This window comes from Williamsia sp. Y853 (assembly GCF_056786495.1).
Genome location: NZ_JBXCJC010000003.1, coordinates 764,083 through 785,926 on the forward strand (window position 1 = coordinate 764,083; position 21,844 = coordinate 785,926).

Consider the following 21,844-nt stretch of genomic DNA (forward strand, 5'->3'; position numbering starts at 1 on the left):
CGATGCTCAACGGCTGTCCCGGAAAACACAGCAGGCCCCACCTTGTCGGTGGGGCCTGCTGTGGCGTGGACCGGGGGTCTCTGCAGCCCTCAGGACACTCGCGCGGTCCTCGTAAATAAGAATGTAGGCTAGCCTTACCAATGTGTCAAGCGTCTCGGGAGAAAAATTATGGTGATGGGCGTTGAGCTGTTTGATGAGAAGAAAAGTAAAGTGAGAAGAATGAACGGGTTGGGTGAACTCGAGCGAGTCATCATGGACAATTTGTGGTCGTCGGACGAGCCGCAAACGGTGCGACAGGTACACGCGGCGCTCTCCGCCGATCGCGAGCTGGCCTACACCACGGTGATGACGGTGCTGCAGCGACTGGCGAAGAAGCATCTGGTCACACAGCTCCGCGACGACCGCGCGCACCGCTACTCCGCGACGCATCCTCGGGAGCACCTCGTGGCCAGCCTGATGGTCGACGCGCTCAGTGAAGCCGACGAAGCAGGTTCACGTCAGGCCGCGCTTGTATCCTTTGTGGGACGAGTCGGCGCAGACGAGGCAGATGCATTGCGACGCGCCCTCGACGAATTGGAATCGGCACGTGGAACCAACCGCGAGCCTCACTGACCAGTAGGAACGCCTTGTTGTGAACGCGTTAGTGTTCGGGATCGTCGCTGTGATCCTGGTGTGGCCGGCTCCGAGCTGGCTCGCCGCTGCCCAGTGGCCTCTTCGTGCACCGCGCGCTGCCATGGCTTTGTGGCAGTCGATCGCGCTCGCGGCCGTGCTGTCCGCGTTCAGTTGCGGTCTGGCCATTGCCTCCAACATGCTGACCCTCGATAAACAGGGTCGGCCCATCGCCAACCCGATCGAAGAAGTGGCGAGTCTGGGCATCGTTCTCTGGACCATCTATGTCACGGTTTTCCTGCTCACCCTCCTCGTCGGCGCACGCCTGATCTACAGCCTCATCCGCGTTTCGATGCGCACTCGCGCCCGCCGGTCCGCCCATCGCCAGCTGATCGATCTGCTCGACCGGATGGATCGGTCCGCACCCGACAGTCCGCTGAGCGCTCGCGACGTCCGCATGCTCGAGGTCGATCAACCGATGGCCTATTGCCTGCCCGGCCTCCGACAGCGTGTTGTCCTCAGCGAGGGCACGGTCGCACGTCTGACCCGCGACGAACTCGAAGCCGTGATCAGTCACGAACGTGCACATCTGCGCACCCGCCACGACCTGATCCTCGAAGCGTTCATCGCCGTCCACGACGCCTTCCCGCGTTTTGTCCGTAGCCGGTCGGCCCTCGGTGCGGTCCAACTTCTGGTCGAACTGCTCGCGGACGACTCCGCCGTCCGAACCACCGGTCGCAAACAGCTCGGCCGGGCCCTGGTGGCCTGTGCAGATTCGGTCGCGCCCAGCGGCGCCATGGCAATCGGCGGTCCGACCACACTCACACGGGTCAAACGCCTCTCCGACACCCGCCCGACGATGTTGATCTCAGTCGTTGCGTACGTCGTGGCGGCTGCGATTCTGGTCCTGCCCACCCTCGCCGTCGCGATCCCCTGGCTCAACGAACTACGCCGCCTCATCGAGAGCTGACACACCACACAAGTGGGCGAATGCGGTGGAAATGCGGTGATCCGGACACTGCCGGGACCTCCGACCTTCGCCATCGATTCCTTCGTCATATGGTGTAGCAATGACTGATTCAGCTGCTCGCGCCCAAATCGGGGTCACAGGCCTTGCGGTGATGGGTTCCAACATCGCCCGCAACTTCGCCCGTCACGGTCATACCGTGGCTCTTCACAACCGCAGCATCGCGAAAACCGATGCCCTCGTCGAGAAGTACGGCACCGAGGGTGATTTCGTTCGCACCGAGACGATGGCCGAGTTCGTCGGTGCGCTGCAGAAACCGCGGCGCGTGCTGATCATGGTCAAGGCCGGCGACCCCACCGATGCTGTGATCGAAGAGCTTGCGGGCCTGATGGAAAAGGGCGACATCATCATCGATGGTGGAAACTCGCTCTACACCGACACGATTCGCCGCGAAGCCGCCATGTCAGCACGTGGCCTGAACTTCGTCGGAGCCGGCATCTCGGGCGGTGAAGAAGGCGCACTCAACGGTCCCTCGATCATGCCCGGCGGCCCCGTCGAGTCGTACAAGTCACTCGGACCGCTCCTCGAGTCGATCTCCGCGCACGTCGACGGCGAGCCCTGCTGCACCCACATCGGCCCGGACGGGTCCGGCCACTTCGTGAAGATGGTCCACAACGGCATCGAATACGCCGACATGCAGCTCATCGGCGAGGCGTACGACCTCATGCGCAAAGCACTCGACATGCCGGTCAGCGAAATCGCCGACGTATTCCGCGAGTGGAACTCGGGCGACCTCGACAGCTACCTCGTCGAGATCACTGCAGAGGTACTCAGCCAGGTCGACGCCGAGACCGGCAAGCCGCTCGTCGATGTCATCGTCGATGCCGCAGGCCAGAAGGGCACCGGCCGTTGGACCGTGAAATCCGCGCTCGATCTGGGTATCCCGACCACCGGCATCGCCGAGGCCGTCTTCGCCCGCGCGCTGTCGAGCGCCACCGACCAGCGCAAGCAGGCCCAAGGACTGGCGTCGGGCACCCTCTCGGCCGCCCCGACCGACAAAAAGGCATTCGTCGACGCCATCAACCGCGCGCTGTACGCCTCCAAGGTCGTCGCCTACGCCCAGGGCTTCGACCAGATCAAAGCAGGCAGCAACGAATACGGCTGGAACGTCCACCCCGGCGACCTGGCCACCATCTGGCGGGGCGGCTGCATCATCCGGGCCAAGTTCCTCAATCGCATCCGCGAGGCCTACGCCGAGAACCCCGAACTCCCGAGCCTGCTGCTGGCGCCGTACTTCCGCGAAGCGGTCGAGAACGCCGTCGACAGCTGGCGCGAGGTGGTTGCCACCGCGACCACCATGGGCATCCCGGTCCCGGCCTTCTCATCGTCGCTGTCGTACTACGACGCGCTGCGCGCCGAGCGGCTGCCCGCTGCCCTGACACAGGGACTGCGTGACTTCTTCGGTGCGCACACCTACCAGCGTGTCGACAAAGAGGGCGCATTCCACACCCTCTGGAGCGAAGGCCGCACCGAGATCCAGGCCTGATCTCACCTGGCCTGAGCCAAACGAGCCGGAAATACGAAGACGAGCCACAAATATGTGGCTCGTCTTCGTACAGGTGGCTCGTTTGCGGTGGTAGCGCCTGATCTTGCGTAAAGTCGATATACGTGCGATTCCTCGATGATCATCTCCCGAGCCACGACCTGACGTACGACGACGTGTTCCTGGTGCCCGGTCGCTCCGACATCGCCTCGCGTTTCGACGTCGACCTTTCTTCCGTCGATGGTTCCGGCACCACCATTCCGCTGGTTGTCGCCAATATGACGGCCGTGGCCGGACGCCGGATGGCCGAGACCGTCGCCCGCCGAGGTGGCCTGGTGGTGCTGCCACAGGATCTGCCCATCACCGCGGCCGCCGACATGATCTCCTTTGTCAAAGGGCGCCACCTCGTCGCGGACACCCCGGTTGTTCTGGGCGCCGATGCTGCCATCTCCGATGCGGTGGCACTGCTGCCCAAGCGCGCCCACGGCGCCGTGGTGGTACTCGGCGCCGACGCCGCGACCCCGATCGGCGTGGTCACCGAGGCATCCTGTGCCGACGTCGACCGTTTCGCTCGCCTGACCGAGGTCCTCGACCCCAACTTCTTGTCCGCGCTGGTGGGCACGCCGCCCCGTGAACTGTTCGAACTGCTCGATGGCACGCATTCCGACCTGGTGGTACTCACAGAGGCAGACGGTTCGCTTGCGGGCATTCTGACGCGTATCGGAGCCGTACGCGCAGGCATCTACGAGCCGAACCTAGACGCTTACGGTCGCCTACGGGTTGCCGCCGCGGTCGGCGTCAACGGCGACGCCCGCGGCAAGGCGATCTCGCTGGTGCAGGCCGGCGCCGATCTCATCGTCGTCGACACCGCACACGGCCATCAGGAGAAGATGCTCGCCGTGCTCGAACAGATCGCGGACGCCAACCTCGGAGTACCCATCTGCGCGGGCAACGTGGTGACGGCGCAAGGCACCCGTGACCTGATCTCCGCAGGTGCGGACATCGTCAAGGTCGGGGTCGGTCCCGGCGCGATGTGCACCACCCGCATGATGACCGGCGTCGGCCGACCGCAGTTCTCGGCGGTCGCCGAATGTGCCGCTGCTGCAAGAGAATCCGGTGCCCACGTGTGGGCTGACGGTGGTGTTCGACATCCGCGGGATGTGGCGTTGGCGGTGGCCGCCGGAGCATCGAATGCGATGGTCGGCTCATGGTTTGCCGGAACCCACGAGAGCCCTGGCGAATTGAAGGTGGATCAGACCGGACTGCCGTACAAGGAGAGCTTCGGCATGGCGTCCAAGCGTGCGGTCGCCGCGCGCACCGCGATCAACAGTTCCTTCGACCGCGCCCGCAAGGCGTTGTTCGACGAAGGGATCTCCACTTCGCGAATCGCGCTGGACCCCGAACGGCCTGGCGTCGAGGACCTGATCGACCACATCTGCTCAGGCATCCGGTCGACGGCAACCTATGTGGGCGCACGCTCACTCGAGGAACTGCACGAGAAAGCGATCCTTGGTGTTCAGTCCCCGGCGGGCTTCGCAGAAGGACGGCCCCTACCCGCGGGCTGGTGACCCGATAGGATCGAATCGACATCCCAGGCGATCGTTACTCGCCTGATCCCCCTGAGTTTGGAGGCTGGATTGGTGCCCATGGCACCTCGAGGCGTCACCCACAGCGGTGATCGCTGATGCAAGCGCTGATCCTGATAGGCAGTCTGCTCGGCTTCATCGCCCTCACCCTTGGCACCGCGCTGTTCGTCGCGGCTGAGTTCTCGCTCACGGCGCTCGAGCGGTCCACGGTCGAGAACGACGTCCGGACCAGGGGCGACCTTCGTTCCCGGCAGGTCAGCCGGGCACACAAAACGCTGTCGTTCCAACTCTCGGGTGCTCAACTCGGTATCACCATCACGACCCTGATCACCGGCTACATCGCCGAACCGGTTCTCGCGCAACTCTTCGAGCCGCTGTTCGAACTGATCGGAATCCCCGACAGCGCGGCGGCGGCGACCTCACTGATCCTGGCGCTGCTCATCGCGACGTCACTGTCGATGGTGCTGGGTGAGCTCATCCCCAAAAACCTGGCGATCTCCAAGCCGCTGCCCACCGCACGCGCCACCGCCGGGCCGATGAGCTTGTTCTCGTCGACGTTCCGGTGGTTGATCAACACCCTCAACGGCACCGCCAACACGTTGGTCCGCCGGTTGGGCGTCGAGCCCGCGGAGGAATTGCGGTCGGCACGATCACCGCAGGAGCTCGGATCGCTGGTTCGCAATTCGGCTCGTCAGGGTGCACTCGACCCCGGTACCGCAGCCCTGGTCGATCGATCGCTGCAGTTCGGCACCCTCACCGCGGAAGACCTGATGACACCACGTGTCACCGTCGAGACACTCGACATCCACGACACCGTTCGCGATCTGATCCTTGCGTCGTCACGGACGGGCTACTCCCGCTTCCCGGTTCTCGACGGCGGCGACCTCGACAACATCAGCGGCGTCGTCCACGTCAAACAGGCGTTCACCGTGCCGATGTCCCAGCGCAGCACCACCGAATTGCACACGCTGGCCCGCGCGGTCTCCGTTGTCCCGGCGAGTCTCGACGGAGACTCGCTCATGGATCAGATCCGTGCCGACGGCCTCCAGGTTGTCGTCGTCGTCGACGAGTACGGCGGGACGGCCGGCATCGTCACCACCGAGGACCTCATCGAGGAGATCGTCGGTGACGTCACCGACGAACACGACGACGAAGAGGCCGACGTCCAGCGACACGGCGACGGGTATCTCCTCAACGGTTTGCTCCGCATCGACGAACTCGTCGACGCGATCGGCTATCGCGCCCCCGAGGGCCAGTACGACACCCTCGGCGGCCTGTTGATGTTCGAGCTCGGCCGGATCGCGCGCGAAGGCGACATCGTCGACCTCCCGGTCCGCTCGACCGGAACCGACGATGACGACGACTCCTCCGAGCACGAACCCGAACAGCGCTGGCGTGCCCGCGTGGTGCGGATGGACGGTCGCCGCATCGACACCGTGGCCGTCACCCCGCACCCGGAATCCGATGAACCGGAGGCGACCGATGAATGATCTGTGGGGCGTCCTGCTCACCGTGTTGTTGCTGGCAGGCAACGCCTTCTTCGTCGGCGCGGAGTTCTCGTTGATCTCAGCGCGGCGTGACCGTCTCGAAGCCCTGGAAGAGCAGGGTAAACGTCGTGCCCGCACAGTTATCGAAGCCGGCGAGCACCTTTCGCTGATGCTCGCCGCGGCGCAATTGGGCATCACCATCTGCTCGATCTTGCTCGGCCGGATCGGCGAGCCCGCGATTGCGCACCTGATCGAGAAGCCGATGGAGCTCGTCCACGTCCCGGACGAACTCCTGCACCCGATCTCGTTCACCCTGGCGCTGGCGCTGGTCGTTGTCCTGCACATCCTGCTCGGCGAGATGGTCCCGAAGAACCTCGCACTGGCAGGCCCCGAGCGATCGGCAATGCTCCTGGTCCCCGCCCATCTCATGTTCATCAAGCTCGCCCGGCCCTTGATCGCGTTCTACAACTGGCTGGCCAACCTGTCGCTGCGCCTGATGCGGGTCGAGCCGAAGGACGAACTCGACTCCACGGTCTCGGCGAATGAACTGGCGCAGATGCTCGGCGAATCCCGCCGTGAAGGTCTGATCGACGAAGAGGAACACGCCCGGCTCACCCGTGCACTCCAGACATCGGGCCGCACCGTACTGGAGGTCGCGATCCCGCTCACCGAGCTTCGCAGCGTGCAGGTCACCGCAGATCCGAAAACCGGTCGCGTCGGGCCAACCCTCGGTTCGATCGAGCAGGCCGTCATCGACACCGGGTTCAGCCGGTACCCGGTCCGCGGGACCGATGGCACCTACACCGGATATCTACATCTGAAGGACGTGCTCGACGAGATCCTCGACGAGTCCGTCGGCCCCGACAGCATCATCGGTGTCGACAAGATCCATCCGTTGCCGGTTCTGGCCGACAAGACCGCCCTCGACGAGGCCACCAACGCCATGCGCCGCACGAGCTCGCATCTGGCCGCGGTTGTCGACGACAACGGCCGCACGGTCGCGGTGGTTGCGCTCGAAGACCTCGTCGAGGAGTTCGTCGGAACGGTGCGCGACGAAACGCACCGGGTATGACATCCCCTGGAGTGCTCGTGGATCGACTCCTCGAGCCGCAATGGCATGCCACGGCCGCCGAGCACCGCGGCCGGATCGATGATCTCCTGCGGAGCCATCCACCCCGGTACACCGACCCCGACGCCGGCGATGTGGTGCATCCGGTGTGGGGTTTCATGTTCACGTACTACAGCTTCCGGCCTGCGCAGCTACGTCGTTGGCACCCCGGTTATGGGATCGGACTGGACGGCCGGACCTCGCGGCGATACCTCGATTACCGGGGTTACGGCCGAAGTGGAGACCTCGTCACCGTCGGCCGCGACTTCCTCGAGAAACGTCGCGAGACGCTCGAGTACATCGTCGATCTGCTCTCGGCCACCGCCGACCGGACGCCTCGCCTGAACTGCTTCGGCATGCACGAGTGGGCGATGGTCTATCAGGCGTCACCCGAACAGATCCGACATGCCGGGGTTCCGCTGCGGTTGAGCCCTGCCGAGACCGATGACGTGGTCCGGTCGCAGCCGCCTCGCTGCACCCACTTCGATGCCTTCCGGTTCTTCACCCCGCCTGCAAGGCCGCTGAACCTCACAGTGTTAAATCGTCATACACAGCCCGAGTTCGAACAACCAGGCTGCCTGCACGCCGGCATGGACCTCTACAAGTGGTCGTACAAACTGGCACCTCTGCTCCCGTCGGAAATCGTCGCCGACGCATTCGACTTATCGCTGCAGCATCGTGAGATCGACATGCGGGCAAGCCCGTACGACCTTTCAGAGTTCGGCATCGCGCCGATTCCGATCGAGGAACCGGCGGGACGCGCGGAGTACGTCCGGGTGCAGTCTGAGCTCGCGCGTCGGGCCCAGGGACTACGCGCCGATCTGATCGAGCGGTGCCGCAGCCTGACCGGGCGGCCCAGTCACAACTGATCTGCGGGGCAGATGATTCTCCCCGCCTCGATCCACTACTTACCAACGAGTAACATATGCGGCATCAGTGCCCTTGATCGAAAGAGAGTGAGGCCGGTTATGGCTCAGCGCATCACCGTCGACGGCGGCTTGCAGGTTGCATCGGTTCTGTACGACTTCATCAACAACGAGGCGCTGCCAGGCACCGGAGTAGATCCGGATGCGTTCTGGTCGGGCGCAGCGGCAGTGATCAACGACCTGAGCCCGCGCAACGCCGAACTCCTGGCGATCCGCGACGACCTCCAGACCAAGATCGATCAGTGGCACCGCGATAACAAGGCAGCCACCCCGGCCGACTTCGACTTCGCCGCATACAAGGCGTTCCTGACCGACATCGGTTACCTCACAACGGTTCCCGCCGATTTCCAGATCACCACCACCGGCGTCGACACCGAGATCACCACCACCGCCGGACCTCAGCTCGTTGTCCCGATCCTCAACGCCCGGTTTGCGCTGAACGCATCCAACGCACGTTGGGGTTCGCTCTACGACGCCCTGTATGGCACGGACGCCATCTCCGAGGCCGATGGCGCGGAGAAGGGCAGCTCGTACAACAAGGTCCGTGGCGACAAGGTCATCGCGTTTGCCAAGAACTTCCTCGACGAGGCCGTGCCGCTGGAAAACGGCAAGCACGCCGACGCCACCTCGTACGTCGTCGACGGGGAGACTGTCGTGGTCACCCTCGCAGGCGGTACGACCACCGGATTCGCCGACCAGTCGGCGTTTGTCGGTTACACCGGCGACAAAGAGAAGCCGTCCGGAATCTTGCTGCGCCACAACGGCCTACACCTGGAGATCCAGATCGACGCCGACTCCCCGATCGGCTCGACCGATGCTGCCGGCGTCAAGGACGTGCTGGTCGAATCGGCCATCACCACCATCATGGACTTCGAGGATTCGGTTGCCGCAGTCGACGCCGACGATAAGGTGACCGGCTACCGCAACTGGCTCGGCCTCAACAAGGGCGACCTGTCCGAAGCGGTCACCAAGGGCGGCAAGACGTTCAACCGCGTCCTCAACCAGGATCGCGCGTACACCGCGCCCGACGGTTCCGGCCTTCTCCTGCACGGACGGTCACTGTTGTTCGTGCGCAACGTCGGTCACCTGATGACCAACGATGCCGTCATCACCGCCGACGGTTCCGAGGTTCCCGAAGGCATTCTCGACGCCCTGTTCACCGGACTCATCGGCACCCATGGCATGCAGACCCACCCACTGCAGAACTCGCGGACCGGGTCGATCTACATCGTCAAGCCCAAGATGCACGGCCCCGATGAGGTCGCGTTCACGGTCGAACTCTTCGGCCGCGTCGAAGAGGTTCTCGGCCTGCCCACCGGCACACTGAAGGTCGGCATCATGGACGAAGAGCGTCGCACCACCGTGAACCTGAAGGCCTGCATCAAGGCCGCCTCCGACCGCGTGGTCTTCATCAACACCGGATTCCTCGACCGCACCGGCGACGAGATCCACACCTCGATGGAAGCCGGCGCCGTGGTGCGCAAGGCAGAGATGAAGTCGCAGAAGTGGATCAAGGCCTACGAGGACTTCAACGTCGACACCGGTCTGCATGCAGGTCTGCAACACAAGGCGCAGATCGGCAAAGGCATGTGGGCCATGCCCGATCTGATGGCCGACATGCTCGAACAGAAGATCGGTCATCCGAAGGCCGGGGCCAACACCGCATGGGTGCCGTCCCCGACCGCAGCCACCCTGCACGCCTTGCACTACCACCAGGTCGATGTGTTCAAGCGTCAGAACGAGCTCGCCAAGCGTGATCCGGCGTCGGTGGACGACATCCTGACGATCCCGCTCGCCCCGAACACCAACTGGTCGGACGAAGAGAAGCTCGAAGAGCTCGACAACAACTGCCAGTCGATCCTGGGCTACGTCGTCCGCTGGATCGATGCCGGTGTCGGTTGCTCGAAGGTCCCGGACATCCACGACATCGCACTGATGGAAGACCGCGCGACACTGCGGATCTCCAGCCAGCTACTGGCGAACTGGCTGCACCACGGCATCGTCACCGAGTCCGATGTTGTCGCCGCGCTCGAGCGGATGGCACCGGTGGTCGATCAGCAGAACGCCGGGGATCCGACGTACCGGCCGATGGCTCCGGATTTCGCCTCGAACATCGCGTTCGGTGCCGCCAAAGAGCTCATCCTCGAAGGCGGCTCGCAGCCGAACGGCTACACCGAGCCGATCCTGCATCGCCGTCGCCGCGAGTTCAAGGCTGCGGGCGCCTGACGGTTCGACTGATCACCAACCAGGTCATCTGCAGACCCGTGCAGTTGTGTGACCTGTCGGACGAAATACAGCGCAGCGCATAGACTGCCCCAACGACAGCTCCCGCCTTCCGGACCGGTGACGAATCACCGGTCCGGAAGTGCGCGTGTCCGGGTTGTCATGTCATTCGTGGATCGGGGTGTGTGTGGGCGAGCATCGCAGAGCCGGCGGCAGCAGAGGTGTCAGCCGCGGTCTTCTGGTTCTGGTCGCCTTTGTTGTGGTGCTCGTGGCCGGCGGCGTTCTCTGGTCGATGTTGGGTGACCGGATCACCAAGCAGGGCCAAGATGCCGCAAAACGCTGCGTGGAAGGCGATCTCACGGTCGCGATCATCAGCGATCCGGGGCTGACCGAACCTCTGAAGTCCGTCGCCGCCGAGTACAACGCGACAAAACCGATCAACCGCGACTGGTGCGTGACCATCGATGTGCGTCCGGCCGATGCAAAAGTGACTCTCGAGGGTTTGACCGGCACCTGGGATCAGGCATCGCGCGGACAGTATCCGGCGGCCTGGATCCCGCAGTCGTCGGTGTGGAGTTCACAGCTGTCCGTCGCCAAGCCCGAGATCGTCGACGGGACGCCGGAGTCGCTGGTGACATCGCCGGTGGTGCTGGCCATCCCTTCCGCGGCGAAGGAAGCCATGCAGGGCAAGGTCAGCTGGCTCGAAGTCCCCACCTTGCAGCGGTCAGGGGCCGCGATGGCACAGCTGGGGCTGTCCGACTGGGGAACCTTGAAGATGGCGATGCCGACGGGTCCACAATCCGATGCCACCGCGCTCGCTGCCCAGGCCATCGCGATGGAGGTCTCCCGGACCCCGAGGGGGGCCTTGACCGTGGAAGATGCGACCTCGTCGCTGGTGACGTCGACCCTGCAGACGATGCAATCCGAAGCACCCCCCACCGACCTCGGCTCGTCCGAGAGCGGCGTGCAGATGATCGCGCAGGAAGCGAACCCGGTAACCGGAGCGATCCATGCGGTGCCGATCACCGAACAGCAGCTCTACGCGCTCACCAAGGACGGCAGCAACAAGGACGTCGTGTCGTTGCTACCGACCGGCCCGACTCCGATGGCCGACTTCCCGGTGATCAAGTTGACCGGCGAACAGGTCGACGTCGCACAGCGTGATGCCGTCGACGCGTTCATCAGCTACGTCCAATCACCGGAACACATCACCGCGCTCACCCGGTCGGGCTTCCGTGGTGGCGGTGCGCTACCGGCGCCGACGGCGGCCGTGGACTTCCCGGAGACACCGTCCCCGATGCCCCCGCCTCCGGCAGAGGCTCAGAACGCCATCACCGACACGCTCACGCGTCGCAGCTGATGCCTGGTCGACCAGTCAACTGATCGACCAGGCGACACCTCTGTCAGGCGAAAGCCTCCACCGGCGGGCAGCTGCACACCAGGTTCCGGTCTCCGAACGCGCCGTCGATCCGACGCACACCCGGCCACACCTTGGCGCGCCCACCTGCGGACGGCAGACCGTTCGGATAGACGGCGACCAGACGGTCGTAACCGTGCTCCCACTCCCCGACCAGGCATTCAGCGGTGTGGGGTGCCCCGCGCAGCGGGTTGTCGTCCACTGACCACTGGCCGTCTTCGACCTTGCTGATCTCGCCGCGGATCGAGATCATCGCATCGCAGAAGGCATCGATCTCGTCTAGATTCTCGCTTTCGGTGGGTTCGATCATCAGGGTGCCTGCCACCGGGAAGCTCATGGTCGGCGCATGGAAGCCGTAGTCTGCCAAGCGTTTTGCGACGTCGTCGACGGTCACGCCACTGCTCTTGGTCAGGGGACGTAGGTCGATGATGCATTCGTGTGCAACCCGGTCACCGGCGCCGGTGTACAGCACCGGGTAATGATCACGCAGGCGAGCGGCGATGTAGTTCGCCGACGCGATGGCGGTGAGGGTGGCCTGCCGCAGTCCTTCGGCACCCATCAGCCGGATGTAGGCGTAGGTGATCGGCAGGATCGACGCGGACCCGTACGGCGCGGCCGAGATCGTCAGTTCGCCGGGCAATTCGTCGGCCAGCGGATGTCCGGGCAGGAACGGTGCGAGGTGCTCGCGCACACCGATCGGTCCGACACCCGGGCCACCGCCACCGTGCGGGATGCAGAAGGTCTTGTGCAGGTTGAGGTGGCTTACGTCACCGCCGAACCGGCCCGGCCGCGCCACTCCGACAAGAGCATTGAGGTTGGCACCGTCGACGTAGACCTGACCTCCGGCGTCATGGACCGCGGCGCAGATGTCACCGATCTCGTGCTCGAAGACCCCGTGGGTGGACGGGTAGGTGATCATGATCGCCGACAATTCCGCGGCGTTCGCATCGATCTTGGCGCGCAGATCGTCGACATCGACGTCGCCGTTCTCACGGCAGGCGACCACCACGACCCGCATCCCGGCCATGACCGCGGATGCGGCGTTGGTGCCGTGGGCACTCGACGGGATCAGGCACACCGTGCGGGCATCGTCGCCACGACTGCGGTGGTACTCGCGGATCGCGAGCAGTCCGGCGTATTCACCCTGCGAGCCGGCATTGGGCTGCAGGCTGACGCGGTCGTAGCCGGTGATCGCGACCAGCCACTCCTCGAGCGATGCAATGATCTTGCGCATCCCGCTCACCTGATCGGCGGGCGCAAACGGATGAAGACGGGCAATGGTCGGCCAGGTGATGGCCTCCATCTCGGCGGCCGCGTTGAGCTTCATGGTGCACGACCCCAGCGGAATCATGCTGCGGTCCAGTGCGATGTCTTTGTCGGCGAGGGTCCGCAGGTAACGCATCATCGCGGTTTCGGTGCGGTAGCGGTTGAACGCCGGGTGCGTGAGGAAGTCCGAGGTCCGATCGACAACCCCGGCGCAGACCGACTCGGTTGCGGTCACACCGAAAGCATCGAGCACGGTTGCCACGTGTGCGTCGGTGGTTGCCTCATCGCAGGAGACGGACACGTGATCGGAGTCGACCAGACGTAGATTGATTCCGCGTGCACCGGCGGCGGCAACAACCGATTCGGCCTGCCCCGGGACATGGGCCAGCACGGTGTCGAAGTACTTGGCATGGACCACTTTGTCGCCGAGCGCGGATGCGATTGATTCCGCATGGCCGTGGACCCGCCGGGCGATCGCCCGGAGTCCGTCGGCGCCGTGATAGCTGGCATACATCGCCGCAAGGATCGCCAACAGGACCTGCGCCGTACAGATGTTGCTTGTCGCCTTCTCCCGGCGGATGTGCTGCTCGCGAGTCTGCAGCGACAACCGGTAGGCGAGGTTGCCGTCGGCATCCTTCGAGACCCCGACGAGGCGACCGGGAAGCTGACGAGCGTGCTTGGAGTGCACCGCAAGGTATCCCGCGTGTGGGCCGCCGAATCCCATCGGCACCCCGAAGCGCTGCGTGGTGCCGAAACAGACGTCGGCACCGAGCTCACCGGGCGGGGTGATCAGGGTCATGGCCAGCAGATCGGCTCCGACCGCGACCAGGGCACCGCGTTCATGCCCGGCATCGATGAGCGCCGCACTGTCGATCACCCGACCGGAGGCGGTGGGTGTCTGGGCCAGGACACCGAAGAACTCACCCTCGGGCAGTCCCTCGGTCAGATCAGCGGTCACGACCTCGATTCCGAGTGGCTCTGCGCGGGTGGCGATCACCGCGGCGGTCTGCGGGAAGAGATCGGAGTCGACAAGGAAACGCGGCGACTTGCTCTTGCCTGCTCGACGGAGGAGCGTCATGGCCTCGGCGGCTGCCGTCGACTCGTCGAGCATCGAAGCGTTGGCGACCTCCATGCCGGTCAGGTCGGAGACCATCGTCTGGAAGTTCAGCAGTGCCTCGAGACGGCCTTGGCTGATCTCGGGCTGATACGGCGTGTACGCGGTGTACCAGGCCGGGTTCTCGATGATGTTGCGGGTCAGCACCGGTGGCGTCAGCGTGTCGTAATAGCCGAGTCCGATCATCGAGGTCGCAACGGTGTTCTCACCGGCCAGCCCGGCCAGTTCGGCCAGGACCTCGTGTTCGGAAACCGCGGGCGGCAGGATGCCCAGACCGTTGTCGTCCGGGGTGTCGAGAATCCCTGATGGCACCACCTGGCGAGCGAGGTCATCGAGTGAGGTCGCGCCGACGAGTGTGAGAATGCGGTCGAGTTCGCCTGCGTCGGGGCCGATGTGGCGGTCTGTGAAGGGTGTGCCGGTCATGGATAGGACCTCCGCGGTGGTCCGCCACGAGAGCCGACCACGTGTAGTGCCGACTGTTAGCCGGACGCCGGTCCTCCCCCTCTGTCCTATCCTGCTGGGCCCGTGCCCGCAGAACGCCTGAGAGATTCAGCCGCGGCAGGCGCGGCCTTTCACCATGGGCGGACGGATGCTGCCGTCACTCTCCAGAGACGCCGACGTCGACACGGTCCTTGATGCCTGAGAGTTTGACGGAGAGGTATTGCTCCTTCGGCGGCCATCTCGAAGATGGCTCTCTCCCGTGTCGCTGCGACGCAGACCCAGTGTACGGGCAGATGTCCTAGCCGGTGCGACGGGCGCGGCTCTTGCGGCGCGACGCCAATTCGTCCTCGGGCGCAGTTTCGGTCACGCCGCCATCGGCGCGTTCTGCCGGGAAGTCGGCGATGGTTCCGGTGAGCTCGCGCATCGCGCCACTGACGGCGATACCGAACACGCCCTGGCCACCCTGGAGCAGGTCGACAACTTCTTCGGCCGAGGTGCACTCGTAGACCGTGGTGCCGTCCGAGAACAGCGTGATACGGGCCAGATCCTCGACGCCGCGCTTGCGCAGGTGGTCGACGGCAACCCTGATGTTCTGGAGCGAGATACCGGTATCGAGGAGACGCTTGACGATCTTCAGGACAAGAATGTCCTTGAACGAATAGAGGCGCTGGCTGCCCGAACCGGCGGCGCTGCGGATCGAGGGTACAACCAGTGAGGTGCGGGCCCAGTAGTCGAGCTGTCGGTACGTGATGCCGGCGATCTGGCAGGCACTGGGAACCCGGTAGCCAACGAGTTCGTCGGGAACGGTGTCGTTCGGGAACAGCCCCGGTGCGATGTCTGCCAGAGAGCCCTGACCTGGCTTGTTCGAGCCGCCGATCGCAGTGTCTGCCTCGGGGGACGCATCGTGCGTCCTGCGGTCGCCGTTCTCACCGTCGTGTGGCTGATCGCCCACTGGGTTCTCCTCGCGTGCTGGTCGGTGACCGCCGGTGTGTGTTACCTGGCTCCGACGGGCCAAGTTTACGCGCACTGACTGGTCAAAATCACATCTCCGCAACTTTCGCGGGTATGTGAAGACCGTATGGCCGCAGCGGGTCCGGATCAACGCGACTCGCTGTAACCCTTAACCTAAAGTTGAGCTTTAGGCGTTTTGTGACCCCGCAGTTTCCGTTCCGTGACCAAACTCGCCAGACCCAAATGCGGGCAACTCGAGCGGATCCGTGCCTTGCTGCGATCCGCCGGTTGTGCCAACCAGAGCACGTTGGCTATGCCCCACCAGAGGCTTTGAAATCGTCCGGCGACACCGAGTCGAGGAACTCCTTGAACTTCTCGACCTCGTCTTCTTTGACCTCGGCCGTGGGCTCTTCGTCGGCCGCTTCTTCCGGATCGTCCGATGGCATCAGCAGACCGGCCTCGGCAAGCACCGATTCTTCGGCGAAGATCGGGACCTCGGCGCGAATGGCGATGGCCACCGAATCCGACGGCCGGGCGGAGATCCGCAGGTCTCCGGCGAACACCAGGTCTGCGTAGAACGTGCCCTCTTGCATGTCCACGATCCGAACCTCGAGAAGTTCGTGGCCCAGAGCACTGATCAGGTTGACGATCAGGTCGTGGGTCAAGGGACGGGGAGGTTCAACGCCCTTTTGCCGCAGGGCAATTGACGCCGCTTCACTCTGACCGATCCAGATCGGCAGGTAACGTTCTCCGGCGGTTTCCTGTAGGAGCAGCACCGGTTGACTTTGTGGCGGTTCCACTCGGATACCTACTACGCGCATTTCACTCATGCGGTCGGCCCTCCCAAGCTTGTGTGGGCGAATGCTTCACCGCCCTAATCCTATGGCAAGGATGCCCGCGCGACGACCGAGAAACCCCGGACCGGTCCGGAAGATCGGGTCTTCAGTCGAGAACTTCGCGTACCGCTTGCTTGACGAGCTGGGTGTGGAGGGTGACGGACAGTGCCGCGATTTCGCGCACCATCTCCTCGGCGCGATCACGCGCGCCGGTCCCTTTGCCCTTCGCGATCGGGTTGGCGATCTGCGCGACGAGGCCTGCCTCGCGATCGGCAGAGACCTTGAACGCGCGCAGATGCCGCGCCCCCACACCGAAGTTTGCGAGTGCCGATGCGGCCGTCACCAGACGTACCGCGTCTTCGTCGAAGAATCCCCGCGGCCCTGGAACCAGCAACCCGTTGTCGACGAGTTCGGTCACAAACGCGGAATCGACGCCGGTGCGTTCGAGCAGGGAGTCGCGGCTCAGACGGCCGCCACCGTTCTGCGAGAAATCGGTGGCCGGAGCCACCCAGTTCTTTGCCGACGACAACAACCGGGTACCCGCCGGGGATTCCGGACGGGTACCGCGGTCGATCTCGTCGAGTTGTTCTTTGATGACTTTGAGCGGCAGGTAACGATCACGCTGCGCGGTCAGGACAAACCGGAGCCGTTCACAGTCGGCTCGACTGAACCGGCGGTATCCGGAGGGTGACCGCTGCGGGGTGACCAGACCTTCGGATTCGAGGAATCTGATCTTCGAAATCGTCACGTCGGGGAATTCTCCGCGCAGCTGATCGAGGACCGAGCCGATAGACATCGATCCTTCAGAATGCTGCCCCGCCGCCGGTGAGGTCACGCGTCCGCGGAACCTTCGTCACTACTGGGACCGGTCAGGAACACCAGACGGAACTTGCCGATCTGCACCTCGTCGCCGTTGGCGAGCACGGCGGAATCCACCGGCTCACGATTGACGTACGTGCCGTTCAGGCTGCCGACGTCAACAACCTGGAACTCGTTGTCGCCCAGGCGGAACTCAGCATGTCGACGGCTCACGGTGACGTCATCGAGGAAAATGTCACTGTCAGGGTGCCGACCGGCCGAGGTGGTCGCCTGGTCGAGCAGAAAACGAGAGCCGGCGTTGGGGCCGCGCTTGACCACGAGCAACGCGGTGCCCGCAGACAGCCGTTCCACACCGCTGTCCGCGGATGTGGTTGCAGAACCACCGGTCGACTCCATCTCTTTGATGAAATCGGCCCGGAAGACCGATGTGGTCTCTACCGGAGCTTCGATGTCCTTCTCGTTGTCGCTCACCAATTCTCCTTCTTCGTAATTGTCCCCGTGGCCCGGATTCGAGCCTTGTTTTTCCACGGTGATTGCGGCGGCGTTCGGCGGTCCAACTAGTCACCCGCCGAATCCGGTCTCATCGAGTGGATTGGGGCATTACCCGTGACTTAGACCGTACCCTGCCACGGGCCACACATACATAAACCCGCTGCATACTGTGCGTGTGAATCGAGCTCCACAGCGCTTCGTCTCCACACTAATCTTGTCGAGCTCCGCTGCGCTTCGTCTCCACACTTGTCTTCTCGAGCTCCGCTGCGCTTCGCCGGAGTGCTTATCCGGACGTGATCGCGGCGTAGCCGGCCGCATCGAGCATTTCACTCACCAATTCATCCAGGTCGTCGTCGGCACCGACGGTGATCTCGACCAACCAGCCGCGCTCGTAGGGCGCGGAATTGACGAGATCGGGGCTCGCCTCCAGATCTTCGTTGATCGCCGAGATCACGCCATTGAGGGGCCCGAAAATATCGGACACACTTTTGGTCGATTCGACCTCGGCAAACGATTCTCCGACCTCGACGACGACGTCGATCGCCGGCAACTGGACGAATACCACGTCACCCAACTGATCTTGTGCGTAGTCGGTGATCCCGATCCGAACCGTCCGGTCGGACACCTTCTGCACCCACTCGTGTTCGGCGGTGTAGTGCAGATCGTCAGGAGCCTGCTTCTGGGTCACGTCTGTGCTGCCTTTCGCCTCTACACATCGAACATCGACTGTTGTGAGAATCTAGCGCACCGGGGGCAGTGCACGAACAACCAGCACGGCTTGCACCCAGTACAGAACAAACGACCACACATACATCCCGGTACCCCAGATCAGGAAAGCCCAACCGCAGGGGTAGACGATGTCGCCGATGATCGAATCCAATTGCCCGGCAATGATCATCGGGAATCCGTACATCAACGCAAACGTCGCGGCCTTGCCGATGTAGATGGTCGGGAGCGCGGTGATCCCCCGACTCCGCAGCAACGGCGCCGTCGCCAGCAACAACAGGTCGCGGCCGAACAAGATCGCGACCAGCCACCACGGGATGATGCCGCGGATCGCGAGTCCGATGGGTATCGCGATCATGTACAGGCGGTCCGCTGCCGGATCGAGCAGTGCACCCAACCGCGACGACTGGTTCATCAGCCGCGCGATCTTGCCGTCCGCCCAGTCCGACAGACCCGCGAAGAACAGGATCGCGAACGCCCAACCGTCGGCCTCTTCGGCCAGCAATACCCATAAGAAGACCGGTATGAGTATCAGCCGCAGTCCACTGAGCAGATTGGGCACAGTGAACACCCGATCCGACTCTACGACCGGATGCGGATCGGTCTCTTCCATGTCGAACAGCCTGTCATACCCGGGTGCGAGGGCTTTGCGGCCCGCGCTACCGGAAGATACCGACGATGCCCTGCAGCGCCTTGGCACCGCCGGACGAGAACGGACTGTCGTGGACCATGTAGGTCCAGGTGGTGGTCGAACGCCGCAAATCGGCCTGATCCAGATCGATCCCGTCCGCGGTGATGACGGCCTCCCGGAATGTCTTGCGCGCATTTTCGACGGCTTCGCCCGGCAACCTGCTGAACTCGCCGAGGATCAGTTTGTGGAACTCATCCAGTGGAGATTCGCGACCGATGGAACGCAGGTGGATGCTGGCGCGCACATCAGAGACATAGGCCAGATGATCCGCCCATGCCCGGTCCAGGTGGAACAGCATGATCTCGCGCGCCGCCTGCTCGAGAACGTCGTGCGGGACGGGCTCGGTCACCGGCACCGGGGTCTGGGCGCTGTCGTCAGTGGCTTCGACCGACTCGCCTTCGGAGTCCACGGCAGCAGCATCCGTCTTGGCCTCCTCGGCCGTATCGGATTCCCCGGCAGTGCCAACTTTCTCGGCAGTGTCGACCTTCTCGGCCTTCTCGGCCTTCTCTGCCTTCTCGCCCTTGACGGCCTCACCGGTCAGTTCGCGGTAGCGCTCCGGCTCGGTTTCCTTGAACTCTTGCAGCGCGGCATCGGTGGTCAGCAGGCTCGTGCGGCGTTTGACGATGATCTCGCGCTGCTGGTTCACCAACTGGTTGTACCGCCAGGTGTTTGCGTGCAGTTCGAGCATCACACCCTCGGCGATTCGCTGGGCCTGCTCGATGATGTCCACGCCCTTCGACCCGAGCGATCCGTCTTCCGATGAACTGACCGGATCGCGCTTGAGGGTCAGGTTTCGGGTGACAAGCGGATCTTCGACGCTCGAGAAGAACACCGATCGACCGGGATCGCCCTGTCGTCCCGCGCGACCACGGAGCTGGTTGTCGAGCCGCTCGGTGTCGTGCCGACCCGTCCCGACGACACACAGGCCACCGAGTTCGACGACCTCGTCGCGCTCCGGGCTCGACTCCCCGACATCCTTCTGGCCTGCGGAGCCACCGAGCTTGATGTCGGTACCGCGTCCGGCCATCTGGGTGGACACGGTGACCGCACCTTTGGCACCCGCCTCGGCGATGATCTTCGCTTCTTGTGCGTCGTTCTTGGCATTGAGTACAACCGACTGCACGCCCGCGCGGCCGAGTAGATGGGCAAGTTCTTCGGATTCGGCAACGTCGTGGGTGCCGATGAGAACCGGTTGTCCGGTCTCGTGGATCTCTTTGACAAACTCGACGACGGCGTCGGCCTTGTTCGACTTGTTGTCGTACACGCGGTCGACCTCGTCGACGCGGATGTTCTTGGTGTTCGGAGGGATCTGCGAGACAGCGAGCTGATAGAACTGCCGCAGCTGCTCGCCGGCGGCAACCGCGGTACCGGTCATTCCGCAGACCTTCGGATAACGGCCGATCAATGCCTGCACCGTGATCGTGTCGATGACCTCACCGGAATCTGTCTGTGCGAGGCCTTCTTTCAGCTCGACCGCGGCCTGCAGGCCGTCCGGCCAGCGCTGGAGTTGCGCCACGCGGCCGCGGGAGGCGTTGATCAGGTGGACGCCGCCGTCGCGAACGATGTAATGCACGTCGCGCTCGATGAGGATGTGGGCGTGCATCGCAACGTTGACGTGCACCAGTGTGGTGCCGACGTGCTCTTCGTCGTACAGGTTGATACCGCCGAGCTCACCTTCGATGAAGGCGGCACCCTCGTCGGTCAGGTAGACGTTGCGACCCTCGGCGTCGACCTCGTAGTGCGTCTTCTTGAGTTTGGTGACGGCGTCGTGGATCGGCTTGTCCGGCACTTCGCCGATCGCCGAACCGGCCAGGATCAGGGGCACCAGCGCTTCGTCGACGAGCACCGAGTCGGCTTCGTCGATGATCGCTACGTCAGGCTTCGGCGACACGAGATCGTCGGGCCGGGTGACGAGTTGGTCGCGCAGCACGTCGAACCCGATCTCGTTGACCGAGCCGTAGACGATGTCGGAGTCGTAGGCGGTCTTGCGCTCGTCGCGGCTGGAGTTCTCCGACACCGAATCCGAGACGATGTCGAAGAGATCGAAGAGCGGCTTCATCCACTCGGCGTCGCGGGTCGCCAGGTAGTCGTTGACGGAGATGATGTGGATCCGATGGCCTTGCAGCACAAACCCGATCGCCGCGATGGCGCCGGCCAGGGTTTTGCCCTCACCGGTCGCCATTTCGATGACGTCGCCCTCGAGTAGACGCAGCGCGCCCTGGAGTTGGACGTCGAAGGGCCGCATGTCCAGCGTGCGATCGCCTGCCTCACGAGCCAGTGCCAGGAAACGGGCCCGGTCTTCGCCTTCGGGGTCGGTGATGTCGAGTTTCTCCGCAGCGGCGGCGAATTCCTTGTCATCGAGGTCGGCAGCCCATTTGTCGTACGAGTCTGCCTTCTTGATGAGCGTCAGGGACTTCGACTGATTGCGCGAGGATTGTGCCCCCAGCAGCCGCCACATGTTGTTCGTGAGCTTTCCCACCGAGCCGTACTCCTTAGTCCATCTGACAAAACTGCCGTGCTCCACCGTACGCGGAAGCGCTATCGCAGTAACCGTACGCGGCAGGCTGCGGCGCGGGTCCGGGCTTCTTCCACTTCCCCGCTGGTCACAGTGGCCTTAGGATGCGAGCGCTGGCGGAATTCGA

The 21,844-nt window shown here is 64.0% G+C and carries 17 protein-coding genes and 1 riboswitch; of the genes, 9 read left to right on the plus strand and 8 right to left on the minus strand.

From position 1 onward, the window contains the following. The first annotated feature begins 210 nt into the window (after positions 1 to 210). The 9 genes from AC1TPF_RS19775 (at position 211) to AC1TPF_RS19815 (ending at position 11,809) form a co-directional block, all read left to right on the plus strand. Entirely contained in the window at positions 211 to 612 is a 402-nt protein-coding gene (locus tag AC1TPF_RS19775) for a BlaI/MecI/CopY family transcriptional regulator (RefSeq protein ID WP_482139949.1), read from the plus strand. Between the two features lie 19 nt (positions 613 to 631). Then, the gene (locus AC1TPF_RS19780) at positions 632 to 1,579 is read left to right on the plus strand and encodes a M56 family metallopeptidase (RefSeq protein WP_482145056.1); all 948 of its coding nucleotides are present in this window, start codon (positions 632 to 634) and stop codon (positions 1,577 to 1,579) included. Positions 1,580 to 1,679: 100 nt separating this feature from the next. Then, positions 1,680 to 3,122: an NADP-dependent phosphogluconate dehydrogenase gene (gene gndA, locus AC1TPF_RS19785; protein ID WP_482139666.1), complete on the plus strand. Its 1,443-nt coding sequence runs from the start codon at positions 1,680 to 1,682 to the stop codon at positions 3,120 to 3,122. A 122-nt stretch (positions 3,123 to 3,244) separates the two neighbouring features. Continuing rightward, entirely contained in the window at positions 3,245 to 4,687 is a 1,443-nt protein-coding gene (gene guaB1, locus AC1TPF_RS19790; RefSeq protein ID WP_482145057.1) for a GMP reductase, read from the plus strand. A 116-nt stretch (positions 4,688 to 4,803) separates the two neighbouring features. Beyond that, on the plus strand, positions 4,804 to 6,195 hold the full coding sequence (locus AC1TPF_RS19795) for a hemolysin family protein (RefSeq protein WP_482145058.1): 1,392 nt from the start codon (positions 4,804 to 4,806) through the stop codon (positions 6,193 to 6,195). Continuing rightward, the gene (locus AC1TPF_RS19800; RefSeq protein ID WP_482139669.1) at positions 6,188 to 7,264 is read left to right on the plus strand and encodes a hemolysin family protein; all 1,077 of its coding nucleotides are present in this window, start codon (positions 6,188 to 6,190) and stop codon (positions 7,262 to 7,264) included. The genes AC1TPF_RS19795 and AC1TPF_RS19800 overlap by 8 nt, the downstream gene beginning before the upstream one ends. Further along, positions 7,261 to 8,169, plus strand: coding sequence for a 3-methyladenine DNA glycosylase (locus AC1TPF_RS19805; protein ID WP_482145059.1), 909 nt, complete (start codon positions 7,261 to 7,263; stop codon positions 8,167 to 8,169). Before AC1TPF_RS19800 ends, AC1TPF_RS19805 begins: the two co-directional genes overlap by 4 nt. A gap of 99 nt (positions 8,170 to 8,268) precedes the next feature. Further along, on the plus strand, positions 8,269 to 10,452 hold the full coding sequence (locus AC1TPF_RS19810) for a malate synthase G (protein ID WP_482145060.1): 2,184 nt from the start codon (positions 8,269 to 8,271) through the stop codon (positions 10,450 to 10,452). Between the two features lie 145 nt (positions 10,453 to 10,597). Then, the gene (locus AC1TPF_RS19815; RefSeq protein ID WP_482145061.1) at positions 10,598 to 11,809 is read left to right on the plus strand and encodes a substrate-binding domain-containing protein; all 1,212 of its coding nucleotides are present in this window, start codon (positions 10,598 to 10,600) and stop codon (positions 11,807 to 11,809) included. 43 nt (positions 11,810 to 11,852) lie between these two features. Here AC1TPF_RS19815 and gcvP read toward each other — a convergent pair whose 3' ends face one another. The 8 genes from gcvP to secA2 form a co-directional block, all read right to left on the minus strand. Further along, complete coding sequence (gcvP, locus tag AC1TPF_RS19820) at positions 11,853 to 14,669, minus strand: aminomethyl-transferring glycine dehydrogenase (RefSeq protein ID WP_482145062.1); 2,817 nt, start codon at positions 14,667 to 14,669, stop codon at positions 11,853 to 11,855. Between the two features lie 193 nt (positions 14,670 to 14,862). Continuing rightward, a riboswitch (glycine riboswitch) is annotated at positions 14,863 to 14,957 on the minus strand. Between the two features lie 28 nt (positions 14,958 to 14,985). Beyond that, positions 14,986 to 15,564 carry a MerR family transcriptional regulator gene (locus tag AC1TPF_RS19825; RefSeq protein WP_482139951.1) on the minus strand — a complete coding sequence of 193 codons (579 nt, stop codon included), beginning with the start codon at positions 15,562 to 15,564 and terminating at the stop codon, positions 14,986 to 14,988. Between the two features lie 385 nt (positions 15,565 to 15,949). Beyond that, positions 15,950 to 16,468, minus strand: a complete 519-nt coding sequence (locus tag AC1TPF_RS19830) for a bifunctional nuclease family protein (protein WP_482145063.1) — start codon at positions 16,466 to 16,468, stop codon at positions 15,950 to 15,952. A 112-nt stretch (positions 16,469 to 16,580) separates the two neighbouring features. Then, positions 16,581 to 17,270: a transcriptional regulator FtsR gene (gene ftsR, locus AC1TPF_RS19835; RefSeq protein ID WP_482139675.1), complete on the minus strand. Its 690-nt coding sequence runs from the start codon at positions 17,268 to 17,270 to the stop codon at positions 16,581 to 16,583. A 35-nt stretch (positions 17,271 to 17,305) separates the two neighbouring features. Further along, positions 17,306 to 17,764, minus strand: a complete 459-nt coding sequence (gene garA, locus AC1TPF_RS19840) for a glycogen accumulation regulator GarA (RefSeq protein ID WP_482139676.1) — start codon at positions 17,762 to 17,764, stop codon at positions 17,306 to 17,308. A 304-nt stretch (positions 17,765 to 18,068) separates the two neighbouring features. Further along, on the minus strand, positions 18,069 to 18,473 hold the full coding sequence (gcvH, locus tag AC1TPF_RS19845; protein ID WP_482145064.1) for a glycine cleavage system protein GcvH: 405 nt from the start codon (positions 18,471 to 18,473) through the stop codon (positions 18,069 to 18,071). A 51-nt stretch (positions 18,474 to 18,524) separates the two neighbouring features. Further along, positions 18,525 to 19,124, minus strand: a complete 600-nt coding sequence (locus AC1TPF_RS19850; protein WP_482139678.1) for a CDP-alcohol phosphatidyltransferase family protein — start codon at positions 19,122 to 19,124, stop codon at positions 18,525 to 18,527. Positions 19,125 to 19,170: 46 nt separating this feature from the next. Then, on the minus strand, positions 19,171 to 21,681 hold the full coding sequence (gene secA2 / locus AC1TPF_RS19855; RefSeq protein ID WP_482145065.1) for an accessory Sec system translocase SecA2: 2,511 nt from the start codon (positions 21,679 to 21,681) through the stop codon (positions 19,171 to 19,173). Positions 21,682 to 21,844 lie beyond the last annotated feature (163 nt).